The sequence below is a fragment of the Streptomyces sp. NPDC003077 genome, assembly GCF_040611095.1.
GTDB lineage: Bacteria > Actinomycetota > Actinomycetes > Streptomycetales > Streptomycetaceae > Streptomyces.
In genome coordinates this window covers 116,928-132,327 of the sequence record NZ_JBEXNM010000005.1, presented here as the reverse complement: position 1 = coordinate 132,327, position 15,400 = coordinate 116,928, and the positions used below count along the sequence as shown (strand labels likewise).

Here is a 15,400-nt window from a genome sequence, read left to right as displayed (position 1 = left end):
TCCGACGGTCCGGAAGACGGCCGGGCGCGCTCCAGCGTCCCCGTTCCGCCGGTGGGTCCCCTGCGCAGGAGGGCGGACGGGCGTGGGAGAGGAGGGCTGGGACGAGGGAGGTGGCGTCATCGAGCGATCGTCTCGACCGGTCCGGGACGCGGCAAGCGGCCGTTCGGACCGGGATGGGGAATCGGCCCGTCCAGGCGAGACGAACGGCGGCGGAAAACCGGCCGGGCCGCACCGGACCCGTTCAGGCGGACGGAGGGCCGGGCCCGACGACGCGACAGATCAACCCCGGCACGCACTCACCGCCGCATGCACACCCGAGGCCACCGGTCCAGCCCGATGGCCGCCTCGTGCTCCCGAACGGCACGCAGCCCGGGAGTCACTTCGTCGGCGGCCAGAACGCGGAACCCCAGCCGCGCGTAATAAGGCGCGTTCCACGGAACGTCACGGAAGGTCGTGAGCGTCAGGCCGGGCAGGCCGCTGTCCCGGGCGACCCGCTCGATGAGCGCGCGCCCGAGCCCGCGCCGCGACACGTCCGGACGCACCGACACCTGCTCGATATGCGCCAGGCCATCGACCGGCTCCCACAGCAGGTAACCGACCGGAACGTCGTCATCCCCGACGCACACGACCAAGGCCCGGCCCGCGCGCTGGTAGCCGACCAGTTCCTCCAGGGTGGGCGGTTCGTCATCCGCGATGGCATCCATCCCGAGAGACCGGAAGGGCTCACCCGCCGCCCGCTCGATGGCTTGGAGCGCCGGCAACTCCCGCTCGGTGGCGGGTCGGATGCGGACGGGGGAGGGGCGCGGGTCGCGGTCGGCGGCGAGCTGAACGTTCATGCGCGCATCGTCGCAGCCCACGAGCGCGACAGCAGCCGGATTTCGAGCGACCGAGCGGAGCAGAAAGACGAGACCGACCGGAGAAGGAGGACGGGACCGACCGGCGAAAAGGGATGCGACCGACGAGAGACGAGAGGAGCGGACCGGCCAGACGAGCGGGCAGCCCAGGCGAGCGGACCGGCCAGAGGAGCGGGCAGCCCAGGGAAACCGCACTCCCCCTACGACACCGACCCGTACCGAATCAGCTCATCCGCCGGATCGTTCACCGGCTGCGGCGTCCCCGTGAGGTCCATGACGAAGAGCGGCACATGCAGGGCGTCGGCGCGGGCCCGGGCGTCACGGGCGTAACCGGCCAGGGAGAAGAAGACCGTGAGGGCCGAGTCGTGGAGCCCGTTGAGCCAGGCGCACTCGATGTCCCGCAGCAGCGTCCCGTGCGTCGTCGGATCGACCTGCGCCACCACGCCCTTCCCGCGCAGGTCCACCCCGGCGCCGGGGGGCTCCTGGGTGCACTCGACGTCCGTGAAACCGAGCCACTTCAGATACTGGGCCGCCGCCGTGACGCAGTCCCGGGCCGTGCGGATGGTGACGGGGCGGAAGGCGGGCCGGACGAGCGGCACGCGGGGCGGGGTCCGGCGGGCGGTCGCGGCCGTGACGGAGCCGGCGGGGGCGCCCTCCGGCTCCGGCGGCACGGGCGTGGTGGGCACCCTGACCACCGTGCCGCACACGCAGCCGGACTCCGGCGCGGGCCACTGATCCCGTCGGCCACAGGTCTCACAGCGGACCTCGACCCACGAGGACCGCCAGGTGCGGTGCAGGATCTCAGCGGGTACGCCGCCGCGCAGGACGGGGAGGGTCAGAGGAGCGCCGCACGCGCACGGGAAGGTGGGCGGCGTGAAGGCGTTCTCGCGGCGGCACGTCGGGCATCGCACCGGCACGCTCTCGGCCATGGTGGGCTCCTGGCGAAGTGGACCGGCAGACCGATCGGCGCTGCCTCTGCCGTCCATATTCTGCTCGAAGAGCGCGTTCGGGGAGGGGGTTTACGCCGAGACCGGCACCGCGTCACGAGGCGGGCGCCTCCGCCGACATCCTGCGGGCGCCTCCGCCAACGCCCTGCGGGCCCGTCCGCCAACGGCCTGCGAACAGGAGCCGGGAACGCACCGCGGGCCGGGCCGGAACGCCACGGAGGGCCCGGAATCCGCGACCGTAACGGATTCCGGGCCCTCCGTGTGCTTGCGCCGTCCGGCAGCACGAGGAAATGGGCGCGACGGGACTTCGCGCCGCCGGACGGAGTTGTGGTGAGGACGGAGTCCTGGTGAGGAAATCGGTGCGGGGCGGTGAGGGAATCGGTACAGGACGCGGGCTCCGCGGCCGGGAGACGGCTCGCCCCTCCTTGCCGGGGCGGGCACTGCCACCGCACTGGCTTCTCCCCAGTGCCGCGGAGCTCCGCGCTACCTGTCCGTACCGGCCGGCCACCCCTCAGCGAACCGGCCGGTACGGAGCGCGAGGGAACCGACCTCCCGTCAGTCCTCGCGCAGTCGGTGGGCCCCCGCCCTCACGGGCGGAGGCGGCCTCCGAAGAGGGCTCAGTCCTCGCGGAGCTCGCGGACCTTGGCCTCGACGCGCTTGCCGTAGTCAGGGTCGGCGGCGGCGAAGTGCGCGATGTTCTTCTCGATGACGTCCTCGCGGCTGACCTGCGCGAGGCCGCCGGCGATGTTGGCCACCAGGCGGTTCTTCTCGTCCTCGGACATCAGGCGGTAGAGCTCACCGGCCTGGAAGAAGTCGTCGTCCTTGGTGTGCGCGGGCGCCTCGTGGGTGCCGACGTGGCCGTTGACGGCGAGCGGGGCGGAGAGGGGGAGACCGGTCTCCACCGGGCCGTCGTACGAGTTCGGCTCGTAGTTCTTCGCGTGCCGGTCGTAGGCGTTGGAGGCCATCAGGCCGTCCCGGCCGTAGTTGTTGGCCTTGGTCGCCTTGGGGGCGTTGACCGGGAGCTGGGTGTGGTTGACGCCCAGGCGGTAGCGCTGCGCGTCCGCGTAGGCGAACAGGCGGCCCTGGAGCATCTTGTCCGGGGAGGGGCCGATGCCGGGCACGAAGTTGTTCGGGGAGAACGCGGCCTGCTCGACCTCGGCGAAGACGTTGTCGGGGTTGCGGTCCAGGACCAGGCGGCCCACGCGCTGGAGCGGGTAGTCCGCGTGCGGCCACACCTTGGTGAGGTCGAACGGGTTGAAGCGGTAGTCCGCCGCCTCGGCCGCCGGCATGACCTGCACGTACAGGGTCCAGGAGGGGTACACGCCGCGCTCGATGGACTGGAGCAGGTCGGTCTGGTGGCTGTTGGGGTCCTTGCCGGCCAGCTCGGCGCCCTGCTCGGCGCTCAGGCAGCGGATGCCCTGGTTGGTCTTGAAGTGGTACTTGACGAAGAACGCCTCACCCTGGGCGTTGGTCCACTGGTAGGTGTGCGAACCGTAGCCGTTCATGTGGCGGTAGGACGCGGGGATGCCGCGGTCGCCCATGAGCCAGGTGACCTGGTGGGTGGCCTCGGGGGCGTGCGCCCAGAAGTCCCAGACGTTGTCCGGCTCCTGCTTGCCCGTGAAGGGGTCGCGCTTCTGGGAGTGGATGAAGTCGGGGAACTTCAGCGGGTCCTTGATGAAGAAGACCGGGGTGTTGTTGCCGACGAGGTCGTAGTTGCCCTCCTCGGTGTAGAACTTCACCGCGAAACCGCGCGGGTCGCGGGCGGCGTCCGGGCCACCGAGGTTGTCGGCCACCGTCGAGAAGCGGATGAACAGCTCGGTCCGCTTGCCGACCGTGTTCAGGAAGTTGGCGCGGGTGTACGCGGTGACGTCGTCGGTCACCTCGAAGTAGCCGTACGCGCCGGAGCCGCGGGCGTGGACGACGCGCTCCGGGATGCGCTCCCGGTTGAAGCGGGCGAGCTTCTCCAGGAGGTGCTGGTCCTGGAGGAGGACCGGACCGCCGACGCCGGCGGTGGCGGAGTTCTGGTTGTCGGCGACCGGTGCGCCCGCCTCCGTGGTGAGGTGGCGCGTCGTCGGCGTGGGCTTCGACATGGTGACCTTCCGTACGAGAGCGCGGAAGTCGACTTCCGCATGCTGGAGCGCTATGGAGCGTAGGGAGCGCTCCAGCCAAACGTCAACACTTTGTTGAAAAGTGGCTGATGGTCCTCCGACGGCGGCGCCTGGGCGCGACAGGACAGGTGTCGGCGCCGCCGCCGGAAGTCTGTGGACGGGGGTGAAAACCCCTCGTCAGGGGGGTGGGGGACGGGTCCCCCGGTGGTGCGGTCCGTCGGCCGGGCGGCCTACGGGATCGTGGCGTTGACCGGTCTCACAGGAGCTCGATCACCACCGGCCGCCGCACGGAGACGGCTTCCTTACGGGCCCACAGGAGGGCCGCGCGCAGCTCGGCCGGGTCGGCCACCCGGCGGCCCGGGCAGCCGTGGGCCGCCGCGAGCCGGAGGTGGTCGGTGCCGTACGCGTCCTCCGCCAGGTCGTCCACGTGCCGGCCGCGCGCCGGAGCGGGGCCCGCGACGCCGTTGAGCACGACCAGGACGTACGGCAGTCCGTAGCGCACCGCGACCGCCAGCGCGTCGGCGCCGTGCCGGAGGCCGTGGCCGTCGACGACGGCGACCACCTCGGCCTCCCGCGTCCCCAGAGCCACACGGACCCCGGCGGCGGCCGGGAGCTCCCAGCCGGGCACCCCCGACCGGCCGCGGACCTGACGGGCCGCGTGGACCTGATGGCCCGTCCGGGCCTGACGGCCTGTGCGGTCGGGCGGCTGCCGGTGGGACTCGGCGACGACGTACGCGTCCGGACCGAACAGCTCCGCCAGATCCCGGTGCAGCCACGCGGCGGTCACCGGGAGACCCGGCGCGGCGGCCAGTGCCCCGTCCCCGGAGGACGGGGACGCACGCGGCGCACCGGATGCGGACGACACACAGAACGCAGGCGACACACAGGACGCAGACGACACAGAGGACGAGAACGGAACCGGCGCACCGGACGAGAACGCAACCGGCGGTCGGTCACCGGCAGCATCCCCTCGCGCGATGTCCCCCCGCACGGTCTCCCGCCACGCGATCTCCCGCCCCGCCACGGAGGCCGGAAGGTCGATCAGCACGGGCCCCGGGCACCCCTGGCGGGCGATCCGGAACGCCTTGCGGAAGACCCCGGGGACCCGGTCCGCGTCCTCGATCCGTACGGCCCACTTGGTGACCGGGCGGGCGAGTTCGACGGTGTCCACCGGGGGCGGACCGTCCGGCGCGGGGCCGGAGCAGTCCGCGCACGTGTCGGCGTGCTCGGACGACCGGGTGGTGACGGGCGCCGGGTGCTCGGTCACGCAGACCAGCGGCACCGCGTCCGCCCGCGCCGCGTACAGGCCGCCGAGCAGGTGGAGCGCCTCCGGGCCGGAGGGCACCAGGGCGACGCCGGGCGTCCCGAGGGTCCGGGCCCAGCCGCCGGCCATGTGGGTGGCGCCCTGTACGGAGCGCACCCGCAGGAGGTCGATGCCCGCGGCCCGTTCGACCGCCGCGCTCAGCGCGGGGCCGGTGGGGCCGGCGCATCCGAAGACGTGGTGCACGCCCTCGTCCTTCATGGTCTCGACGGCCGTCCGGACGGCGGGGACGCGCCGCGCCGCCACCGGGCTCAGCCCTCGACCGACTGCCCGGACAGCCGCTGCACGCCGCGCAGCAGGGCGGAGTGGTCCAGGCCGCCGTCGCCCTGCGCGCGGAGCGAGGCGACGAGGTTGGCGACCACGGAGCCGACGGGCAGGGCGGCGCCGACGGTGCGGGCGGCGTCGGTGACGATGCCCATGTCCTTGTGGTGCAGGTCGATGCGGAAGCCCGGCTTGTAGTCCCGCTGGAGGAAGTTGTCCTTCTTGCGGGTCAGGACGGTGGAGCCGGCCAGGCCGCCGTTGAGGACGTCGAGGGCGGCGGTGAGGTCGACGCCGGACTTCTCCAGGAAGACGACGGCTTCGGCGCAGGCCTGGATGTTGATGGCGACGATGAGCTGGTTGGCGGCCTTGACCGTCTGGCCCGACCCGTGCGGGCCGCACAGGACGATGGTCTTGCCGAGGGCCTCCAGCACGGGGCGGGCGGCGTCGAAGTCGGCCTGCTCGCCGCCGACCATGATGGAGAGCACGGCCTCGATGGCGCCGGCCTCGCCGCCGGAGACGGGGGCGTCCAGCACGCGGATGCCCTTCTCCTTGGCGTTCTTGGCCAGGTCGATGGAGGTCTGCGGGGTGATCGAGGACATGTCGATCAGGAGGGCGCCGGACCTGGCGTTCTCCAGGATGCCGTCGGGGCCGTAGGCGATGGCCTCGACCTGCGGGGAGGCGGGCACCATCGTGACGATGACGTCGGCGTCCTTGACGGCCTCGGCGATCGAGCCGGCGGCGGTGCCGCCGTTGGCGGCGAGCCGGTCCAGCTTCTCCTGCTCCAGGGTGAAGCCGGTGACGGAGTAGCCGGCCTTGATCAGGTTCTCGGCCATGGGGGAGCCCATGATGCCGAGGCCGATCCAAGCGATCTTGGGGAGGGTGCTCATCGGGGTACTCGTACCTCTCGTGCCGTGGGGCGGGGGATCAGTCCGCGGGTCCGGGGGATCAGTGCTGGGCGGCGCGCAGCGGGGCGGGCAGCCACTCGAAGGCGCCGGCGCTCGGGCGGTCGCCGGGCTTGTACTCCAGGCCGATCCAGCCCTCGTAGCCGTTCTTCTTCAGGCGGTCGATCAGGTCGGTGAAGTCCAGGTCGCCGGTGCCCGGCGCGCCGCGGCCGGGGTTGTCGGCGATCTGCACGTGGCCCGTCTTGGCGGTGTACGCGTCGATGACCTGGTGCAGGTCCTCACCGTTCATGGACAGGTGGTACAGGTCCATCAGGAACTTGGCGTTGCCCAGGCCGGTGGCCTCGTTGACCTTGTCCACGATCTCGACGGCCTTGGGGGCGCTGACGATCGGGCAGGCGGGCGACTCGGGCTTGTTCAGCGCCTCGATCAGGAGGATCGCGCCGATCCGGTCGGCGGCACGGGCCGCCAGGACCAGGTTCTCCAGCGCGAGCTCGTCCTGGACCTCGGGGTCCACGCCCTCGACGCGGTTGCCGTACAGGGCGTTCAGCGCGGTGCAGCCCAGGGATTGGGCGAAGTCGGCGGCCACGTCGATGTTGGCGCGGAACTTCTCCGACTCCTCGCCGGGGATGGACAGCGCGCCGCGGTCCGGGCCGGGAAGCTGCCCCGCGTAGAAGTTCAGGCCCACCAGTTGGGTGCCGGCCGCGTTCAGCGCGTCCCGGAGGGCGTCCAGCTCGGCCTGCTCGGGCACCGGGGCGTCGACCCAGGGCCACCACAGCTCGACCGCCGTGAAGCCGGCCGCCGCGGCGGCGGCGGGGCGCTCCAGGAGCGGGAGCTCGGTGAACAGGATGGACAGGTTGACGTTGAAGCGGGTGTCCGTGAGGCCCATGAGGGGTGAGCGCCCCTTCCGTATTGCGGAACTTAATTTCTACTGCGTGGAAGACTGCCGAAGGATCTCGGGAGCTGTCAAGGGGGGCCGGGGGCAATTTCTGGTGGCGCGCCCGACGTGCGCAGTAGGTTGGCCGGTGTGCGATTGAGAGTGGAGTTCACGACAGAGCCGTTCGACCTGGACGAGGCGCCGGCCCACGCGGTCGCGGCGCGCGAGATCGTCCTGGGCGCTGCCCTGGACGCCGTCGACGTCGGCCCGTTCGGCAACACGGCCGACGGCGAGGCCGACAAGGTGCTCGACGTGGTGGCGGAGCTGCTGCGCGGATCGCTGGAGGCCGGGGCCACCCGGGTCTCCCTGCAGGTCAATGTGATCACGGAGCCCGAGGGGGAGCAGACGTGACCGAGTCCGCCGATCATCCATTCGTCCAGGCGATCAAGCCGCTCGTGGACGCCATGGGCGCCCGGATGGTGGCGCCCGAGCTGGCGCAGGGCGACGACGTGGTGCTGGCCTGGGAGGGCGAGGACCGGGTCGCGGTGCGGCTGCCGCACCTGTCGGACTCCCTCGATCACATACTCGCCGAGCTGGAGCGACGGCACGGGATGCCGCTGCCGGAGCTGGACCGCAAGACCAAGCAGTCGGTGGTGCGCATCCTGGAGACACGTGGCGCGTTCTCGGTGCGGCACGGCGTGGAGACGGTGGCCTCCGCGCTCGGTGTCAGCCGCTTCACCGTTTACAACTACCTCAACCGGGAAAACGCCGCGAAGACTCACGACTGATCGTCAACAGCCCTTGCTGCGTTGGGCAAATAGGACAAGCCGTCGTCCGTTCGTACGGGCGGCGGCTTTTGTGTTGCCGAGTTTTCAACAAAGTGTTGACGTCGTGTTGCCGGAGGTCTTAGCTGTTTCCAGCCAAGCAGCGCCCGACCCAGTACCAGGCCACGGAGGCTTTCCCGTGTCTTCGAGTTCAACGCCGGGGCTCACCCGGTTCAACACCGCCGACGCCGGTGAGGCGCGAGCCGCACTGCACGAAGCGTGTGCCAGCCAGGCGTGGGGGGCCAGGATCCTCGAACAACGGCCGTACGATTCCGCCGAAGCCCTGCTCGCCGCGAGCGACGCCGCCATGGCGGAGCTCACCGCGGCGGACCTCGCCGAGGCGATGGCGGGGCACCCGCCCATCGGACGGCCCAAGCCCGGGGACCCCACCTCCTCCCGCGAACAGCGCGGCATGGCCGACGCCTCGGAGGAACTCAAGGCCGAGATGCTCGAACTGAACCTGGCCTACCAGGAGAAGTTCGGACACGTGTTCCTGATCTGCGCCACCGGTCTGACCGGCGAGCAGATGCGGGACGCGGTGCGCGCCCGGATCGGCAACACGCCGGACCAGGAACGCGAGATCGTCCGGACCGAGCTGGGCAAGATCAACCGTATTCGTCTCACCCGCCTCGCGGCGGAGTTCGCCAGTGAAGGAGCCACCGCATGAGCAGCGAGCCGGCCGGCACGCCGACCTCGGTGTCCACGCACATCCTGGACACCAGCGTGGGCCGCCCCGCCGAGGGCGTCGCCCTCACGCTCTCCGCGCGCTCCGGCAGCGCGGGCGAGTGGTCCCTGCACGGGTCCTCGAAGACGGACGCGGACGGACGTTGCAAGGACCTTCCGGCCCTGCCGGAGGGAACCACCCACGTACGCCTGGAATTCGAGACCGAGGCGTACTTCTCGAATGTGTCCGACAAGCAAGCCGAGGAACAGCAGGACGCCCCCCGCGTAAGGGACAGCGGAGCTTTCTTCCCGGAGGTGGCAATCACCTTTGCCGTCAAGCCGGGCGAGCACTACCACGTACCGCTGCTGCTCAACCCGTTCGGCTACTCCGTATACCGAGGGAGCTAGCACCGACATGCCCACGATTCTCGGCCAGAACCAGTACGGCAAGGCGGAAAACCGCGTCGTAAAGATCACCCGAGACGGCGACACGCACCACATCAAGGACCTCAACGTCTCCGTCGCCCTCTCCGGCGACATGGAGGAGGTCCACCTCTCGGGCTCCAACGCCAACGTCCTGCCGACCGACACGACCAAGAACACCGTGTACGCCTTCGCGAAGGAATACGGGATCGAGTCGGCCGAGCAGTTCGGCATCCACCTGGCCCGGCATTTCGTCACCAGCCAGGAGCCGATCCACCGGGCGCGCATCCGCATCGAGGAATACGCCTGGGAGCGCATCGAGACCTCCGACGCCAATTCCAAGTTCATCGGCGCCGAAGAGGTCAAGCACTCCTTCGTCCGCAAGGGCCAGGAGACCCGCCTCACCGAGATCACCTACGACGGTGAGAAGTGGCAGGTCATCTCCGGCCTGAAGGACCTCGTCGTGATGAACTCCACCAACTCGGAGTTCTGGGGCTACGTCAAGGACAAGTACACGACCCTCCAGGAGGCATACGACCGCATCCTGGCCACCCAGGTCGCCGGCCGGTGGCGCTTCAACTGGACCGACGACGAGCAGCGCATGCCCAACTGGGAGCGCTCGTACGAACAGGTCAAGAAGCACATGCTGCACGCGTTCGCGGAGACCTACAGCCTCTCGCTGCAGCAGACCCTGTACCAAATGGGGTCGCGCATCATCAACAACCGCGCCGAGATCGACGAGGTGCGGTTCTCCCTGCCGAACAAGCACCACTTCCTGGTGGACCTGGAGCCGTTCGGTCTGAAGAACGACAATGAGGTGTACTTCGCGGCGGACCGCCCGTACGGCCTCATCGAAGCCACTGTCCTGCGCGACGGTGTGGAGCCCGAGATCCCGGTGGATCTGACGAACCTCTGATTCCGGCAACTGACGCTGATTCCGGTCATGCCGACGCCTTGCTGAATTACTGATACGACAGGCTCACGCCGCGCCGTGCCCCGCCTCCCCCTCCCCGCACAGATGTGGGGAGGGGGACGCGAATTCTTGAGGGGAACGACCCATGGCACAGCAATCGCACGTCGAGAAACACCCCGTCCACCCGGTGGACGAAAAGCTGGCACCCAAGCGGCTCGTCCCCGCCGCTCTCCAGCACATCGCCGCCATGTACGCCGGCGTGGTCACCCCTCCGCTCATCATCGGCCAGGCCGTCGGCCTGGACACCGCCGGAAAGACCCGGCTGATCGCGGCCAGCCTGCTCATCGCCGGGATCGCCACCCTTTTGCAGACCCTCGGCATCCGCAAATTCGTCGGAAACCGCCTCCCCTTCGTCAACGCCGCGTCCTCGGCGGGCATCACCCCCATGCTCGCCATCGCCGAGACCAGCGCCAAAGGGCACCAACTCCCCGCCATCTACGGCGCGGTGATGGTCGCCGGCGTCTTCTGCCTGGCCATCGGCCCCTTCTTCGGGCGGCTCCTGAGATTCTTCCCGCCCCTGGTCACCGGTGTGGTCATCACCCTGATCGGCGTCACGCTGATGCCCGTCCCCGTGGCCTGGGCGCAGGGCGGCGACAAGGAGGCCGCCGACTTCGGCGCCATGAAGTACCTGGCCCTGGCCGCCTTCACCCTCGTGGTGATCCTGCTCATCCAGCGGTTCGGCAAGGGCTTCCTCAAGCAGGTCGCGCTCCTCCTCGGCCTGGTCATCGGCACCCTCGCCGCGATCCCCTTCGGCATGGCGAGCTTCGACTCGCTGCGGGACGCGCCGATCGCCGCGCTGCCCGGCCCCTTCGCGTTCGGCCCGCCGGAGTTCGAGCCCGCCGCGGTGATCTCGCTGTGCATCGTCATGCTCGTCCTGATGACGGAGTCCGCCGCCGGCATGCTGGCCCTCGGCGAGATCTGCGACCGCGAGTGCACCGGCAAGACCATCACCCGCGGCCTGCGCACCGACGGCATCGCCACCCTCATCGGCCCCGTCTTCGGCGGCTTCCCCACCAGCGCCTTCGCCCAGAACGTCGGCGTCGTCTCGCTGACCCGGGTGCGCAGCCGCTACGTCGTGGCCGTCGCGGGCGCCGTCCTCATCGTCCTCGGGGCGTTCCCCGTCCTGGGCGCCGTGGTCTCGCTCGTCCCGATGCCCGTCCTGGGCGGCGCCGGGATCGTGCTCTTCGGCTCCATCGCGGTCAGCGGCATCCGCACCCTCTCCGAGGCCGGGCTCGACGACAGCTCCAACATCATCCTGGTCGCCGTGTCGCTGGGCGCGGGCATCATCCCGCTCGCCGCGCCGACCTTCTACGCGGACTTCCCCGCCTGGGCCCAGACCGTCCTGGGCTCCGGCATCAGCGCCGGCGCGCTGGTCGCGGTCGTCCTCAACCTGTTCTTCCACCACCTCGGCACCCGGGGCACCTCACGGACGGCGGTACTGTCAGCCGCCTCGTCCGGCTCCGGCACTCAAATCCCGTAGGGCCCTGCCGTGCCCGAACCGCAGGAAAGCAAGAGGAAGCAGCATGGCTGCATCGGCAACCCCTGACAGCGCGAGCACGCAGCGCATCGTCATCGAGAACTGCGCCATCGCGACCGTCGACGCCGACGACACCGAGTACGCCACCGGACACGTCGTCGTCGCCGGCAACACCATCGAGTCCGTGGGGGCGGGACCCGCCCCCACCGGGCTGGCCAATGTGGTCCGCCGCATCGACGGAACGGGCCACCTGGCCACCCCCGGCCTGGTCAACACCCACCACCACTTCTACCAGTGGATCACCCGGGGTCTGGCCACCGACCACAACCTGTTCAACTGGCTCGTCGCCCTGTACCCCACCTGGGCGCGGATCGACGAGCCCATGGTCCACGCGGCGGCCCAGGGATCGCTGGCCATGATGGCGCGCGGCGGCGTCACCACCGCCTCCGACCACCACTACGTCTTCCCCCGCGGGGCGGGCGACCTGGTGGGCGCGGAGGTGCGCGCCGCCGCCGAGGTCGGCGTGCGCTTCACGCTGGCCCGCGGCTCCATGGACCGCAGCGAGAAGGACGGCGGACTGCCGCCGGACTTCGCCGTCGAGACCACCGAAGGCGCCCTGCTCGGCACCGAGGAGGCCATCGACCGGTACCACGACGCCTCCTTCGGCTCGATGGTCCACATCGCCGCCGCGCCCTGCTCCCCGTTCTCCATATCCACCGAACTCCTGCGCGAGGGCGCCGCCCTGGCCCGCCGCAAGGGCGTGCGGATGCACACCCACGGCTCGGAGACGGTGGAGGAGGAGAAGTTCTGCCACGAGCTGTTCGGCATGGGCCCGACCGACTACTTCGAGTCCACCGGCTGGCTCGGCGAGGACGTGTGGATGGCGCACTGCGTCCACATGAACGACTCCGACATCGAGGCCTTCGCCCGCACCGGCACCGGCGTCGCCCACTGCCCCTCCTCCAACGCCCGCCTCGCCGCCGGCATCGCCCGCGTCCCCGACATGCTCAAGGCGGGCGTCCCGGTCGGCCTGGGCGTGGACGGCACCGCGTCCAACGAGTCCGGCGAACTGCACACCGAACTCCGCAACGCCCTGCTGATCAACCGCCTCGGCGCACACCGCGAGTCGGCGCTCACCGCCCGCCAGGCCCTGCGCCTGGGCACGTACGGCGGCGCCCGCGTCCTGGGCCGCGCCGACGAGATCGGCTCCCTGGAGGTCGGCAAGCTCGCCGACCTGGTGCTGTGGAAGCTCGACGGCCTCGGCCACTCCACCATCGCCGACCCGGTCACCGCCCTCGTCTTCGGCGCCGCGGCCCCGGTCACCCTCTCCCTGGTCAACGGCCGACCGGTGGTCGAGGGCAACCACCTCACCCGCGTCGACGAGGACACCATCGCCCGCAACGCCCGCGCCGAGGCCCAGCGCCTCGCCCGCACCGCCGCGGCGGGCTGACCCCGGCCCACGGCCGGTCCCTCGAACTCGGTCGGAAGGGACGGCTTCCGGCCGGGCTCGTGGATCCGAGCGGGATCCACGAGCGCCCGACCCCGGGGGCGCGGGCACCACGCCCGCGCCCCCGGGTGCGGTTTACGGGCCTCCGGGTCCGCCATGGACTACCGGGCCCGCGGGTCCGGTTCGCACTGCCGGGCCTTCGGGTCCGGTTCGTCATACGACCGGGCCTTCGGGCCTGGTTCGTTCGTAACGCCGGGTTCCACGCCCGGATCCGTACCACCGGGCATCACGCCCGCCTCGTACGACCGGGCCCCCACGCCCGGCAGGCACCACCGGGCATCACGCCCGCCTCGTACGACCGGGCCCCCACGTCCGGCAGGCACCACCGGGGCATTCGCTCCTCTCGCACGGCCGGGCGCCCGCCCGGATCCGTACCACCGGACCCCACATCCGGCAGGCACCACCGGACCCCCACATCCGGCCCGCACCACCGCAACACCCACCCCCTTCGCACCACCAGCGCGACTCCCCTCACCGCACCACCCACGCGACCCCCTCACACCGCACACCCAGGGAAACCCCCTCTACCGCACCCGCACCACAAGCGCGGCTCTGTGCACCGGCACCACATGGCTCGACCTCCGTGACAGCAGAGGCGCCCCCGTACCCCGGCGGCGCCAGAAATCGACAGGAGGCCCGCAGTGGCCGCAATCTCCCGGCTGAAGCCGGCGGCCGACCGGAAGCACCCGGTCGACGAAACGCTCCCCCCGTTCAAGATGTTCACCAGCGGCCTGCAACACGTGGCCGCCATGTACGCGGGCGTGGTGGCCCCGCCCATGATCGTCGGACCGGCCTGCGGGCTGAGTCCCACCGAAACCGCCTTCCTGATGGGCGCCAGCCTCTTCACGGCGGGGATCGCCACCCTCCTCCAGACCCTCGGCTTCTGGAAGATCGGCGCCAAACTGCCCTTCGTCAACGGCGTCTCCTTCGCCGGCGTGACCCCGATGGTCGCCATCGGCAAGGCCCAGAGCCCGGAGAACGCGCTCCCGGTCATCTTCGGCGCGGTGATCGTGGCCGGTGTCCTCGGCTTCCTCGTCGCCCCGTACTTCTCCCGGCTCGTCCGCTTCTTCCCGCCCGTCGTCACCGGCACCGTGATCACCCTGATCGGGGTCTCCCTGCTCCCGGTGGCGTTCAACTGGTCCCAGGGCGGCAACGCCAAAGCCCCCGACTACGGCTCGCTGACCAACATCGGCATGGCCGCGCTGACGCTCGTCATCGTGCTGATCCTGCGGCGTGTGCTACGCGGCTTCCTCCGGCAGATCTCGATCCTCCTCGGCCTGATCATCGGCACGGTCATCGCCATCCCGGTCGGCATCACCGACTTCAGCGCGATGGCGAACGCGGACATCGTCGGCTTCCCGACACCCTTCCACTTCGGCCCGCCGCAGTTCGAGGTGGCCGCCATGATCAGCATGGCCATCGTCATGCTCGTCTGCATGACCGAGTCCACGGCCGACATGCTCGCCCTCGGCAAGATCGTCGACCGCCCGGCGGACGAGCGCACCATCGAGGGCGGCCTGCGCGCCGACGCGCTCGGCACCGCCATCAGCCCCCTCTTCAACGGCTTCGCGTGCAGCGCGTTCGCCCAGAACATCGGCCTGGTCGCGATGACCAAGGTCCGCAGCCGTTTCGTCGTCGCCGTCGGCGGCGGCATCCTCATCCTGCTGGGCCTGTGCCCGATCGCCGCCTCGGTGATCTCCCTCGTCCCGCTGCCGGTGCTCGGCGGCGCGGGCATCGTCCTCTTCGGCTCGGTCGCCGCCAGCGGCATCCAGACGCTCGCCACGGCCGCCATGGAGAAGGGCGAGAACGCGCTGATCGTCGCGGCGGCGGTGGGCATCGGCCTGATCCCCATCGCGGCGCCGGAGTTCTACCACAACTTCCCCAAGGACCTGCTCGTCGTCCTGGACTCCGGCATCAGCACCGGCTGCGTCGTCGCCATCCTCCTCAACCTCGCCTTCAACCACCTCGGCAAGCGCAAGAGCAGCGGGCAGGTGGACGCCCTGCCGCCCCAGCCGGGCCCCGGGGCGACGGAACCGGAGGTGGCCCCGGCACACTGACGGCTCACGGGACCGGCCCTGGGCGCCACCGGGATACGGGTGGTGGGCCCGGGGCCGCCCGGGCGTTCGGATGTCACCGGGGCCGGGACCGCTTACGACACATCCGAAACCGCCCCCGGAACATCAAGCACATCCGGAACCGCCCCCGGAACATCGAACACATCCGCAACCGCCCCCGGAACGTCAAAAGCCCGGCGAAACCGAGGGGC

14 protein-coding genes are annotated in these 15,400 nt (G+C 70.8%); 8 read left to right on the top strand and 6 right to left on the bottom strand.

Translation table 11 applies throughout. The features are described from left to right. Positions 1-296: 296 nt before the first annotated feature. The 6 genes from ABZX96_RS05700 to ABZX96_RS05675 form a co-directional block, all read right to left on the bottom strand. Positions 297-836, bottom strand: a complete 540-nt coding sequence (locus tag ABZX96_RS05700; RefSeq protein ID WP_355538367.1) for a GNAT family N-acetyltransferase — start codon at positions 834-836, stop codon at positions 297-299. A 218-nt stretch (positions 837-1,054) separates the two neighbouring features. After that, complete coding sequence (locus tag ABZX96_RS05695) at positions 1,055-1,783, bottom strand: hypothetical protein (RefSeq protein ID WP_355538364.1); 729 nt, start codon at positions 1,781-1,783, stop codon at positions 1,055-1,057. A 635-nt stretch (positions 1,784-2,418) separates the two neighbouring features. Then, positions 2,419-3,891, bottom strand: a complete 1,473-nt coding sequence (locus ABZX96_RS05690; RefSeq protein WP_355538361.1) for a catalase — start codon at positions 3,889-3,891, stop codon at positions 2,419-2,421. Between the two features lie 274 nt (positions 3,892-4,165). Continuing rightward, a complete protein-coding gene (locus tag ABZX96_RS05685) occupies positions 4,166-5,476 on the bottom strand; it encodes a thiamine pyrophosphate-binding protein (protein WP_355538357.1) in 1,311 nt (436 codons plus the stop codon). Positions 5,477-5,481: 5 nt separating this feature from the next. Beyond that, positions 5,482-6,378, bottom strand: coding sequence for a 2-hydroxy-3-oxopropionate reductase (locus tag ABZX96_RS05680; RefSeq protein ID WP_355538354.1), 897 nt, complete (start codon positions 6,376-6,378; stop codon positions 5,482-5,484). Between the two features lie 58 nt (positions 6,379-6,436). Next, on the bottom strand, positions 6,437-7,279 hold the full coding sequence (locus tag ABZX96_RS05675; protein WP_355538351.1) for a TIM barrel protein: 843 nt from the start codon (positions 7,277-7,279) through the stop codon (positions 6,437-6,439). Positions 7,280-7,417: 138 nt separating this feature from the next. Between ABZX96_RS05675 and ABZX96_RS05670 the strand changes: the two genes are divergently transcribed. From ABZX96_RS05670 to ABZX96_RS05635, 8 genes are all read left to right on the top strand, one after another. Further along, positions 7,418-7,678, top strand: a complete 261-nt coding sequence (locus tag ABZX96_RS05670) for a thiamine-binding protein (protein WP_355538348.1) — start codon at positions 7,418-7,420, stop codon at positions 7,676-7,678. Next, complete coding sequence (locus tag ABZX96_RS05665; protein WP_355538345.1) at positions 7,675-8,055, top strand: helix-turn-helix domain-containing protein; 381 nt, start codon at positions 7,675-7,677, stop codon at positions 8,053-8,055. The genes ABZX96_RS05670 and ABZX96_RS05665 overlap by 4 nt, the downstream gene beginning before the upstream one ends. Positions 8,056-8,230: 175 nt before the next feature. After that, positions 8,231-8,758 carry a 2-oxo-4-hydroxy-4-carboxy-5-ureidoimidazoline decarboxylase gene (gene uraD / locus ABZX96_RS05660; RefSeq protein ID WP_355538342.1) on the top strand — a complete coding sequence of 176 codons (528 nt, stop codon included), beginning with the start codon at positions 8,231-8,233 and terminating at the stop codon, positions 8,756-8,758. Continuing rightward, positions 8,755-9,162: a hydroxyisourate hydrolase gene (gene uraH / locus ABZX96_RS05655; RefSeq protein WP_355538339.1), complete on the top strand. Its 408-nt coding sequence runs from the start codon at positions 8,755-8,757 to the stop codon at positions 9,160-9,162. The genes uraD and uraH overlap by 4 nt, the downstream gene beginning before the upstream one ends. 7 nt (positions 9,163-9,169) lie before the next feature. Further along, positions 9,170-10,093: a factor-independent urate hydroxylase gene (gene pucL, locus ABZX96_RS05650; RefSeq protein WP_355538336.1), complete on the top strand. Its 924-nt coding sequence runs from the start codon at positions 9,170-9,172 to the stop codon at positions 10,091-10,093. Positions 10,094-10,235: 142 nt separating this feature from the next. Continuing rightward, positions 10,236-11,630 (top strand): nucleobase:cation symporter-2 family protein, encoded by a 1,395-nt coding sequence (locus ABZX96_RS05645; RefSeq protein WP_355538333.1) that lies wholly within the window; start codon positions 10,236-10,238, stop codon positions 11,628-11,630. 43 nt (positions 11,631-11,673) lie between these two features. Then, on the top strand, positions 11,674-13,077 hold the full coding sequence (locus ABZX96_RS05640; RefSeq protein ID WP_355538330.1) for an 8-oxoguanine deaminase: 1,404 nt from the start codon (positions 11,674-11,676) through the stop codon (positions 13,075-13,077). 698 nt (positions 13,078-13,775) lie between these two features. Next, entirely contained in the window at positions 13,776-15,191 is a 1,416-nt protein-coding gene (locus tag ABZX96_RS05635) for a nucleobase:cation symporter-2 family protein (protein WP_355538327.1), read from the top strand. The last annotated feature ends 209 nt before the right edge of the window (positions 15,192-15,400 follow it).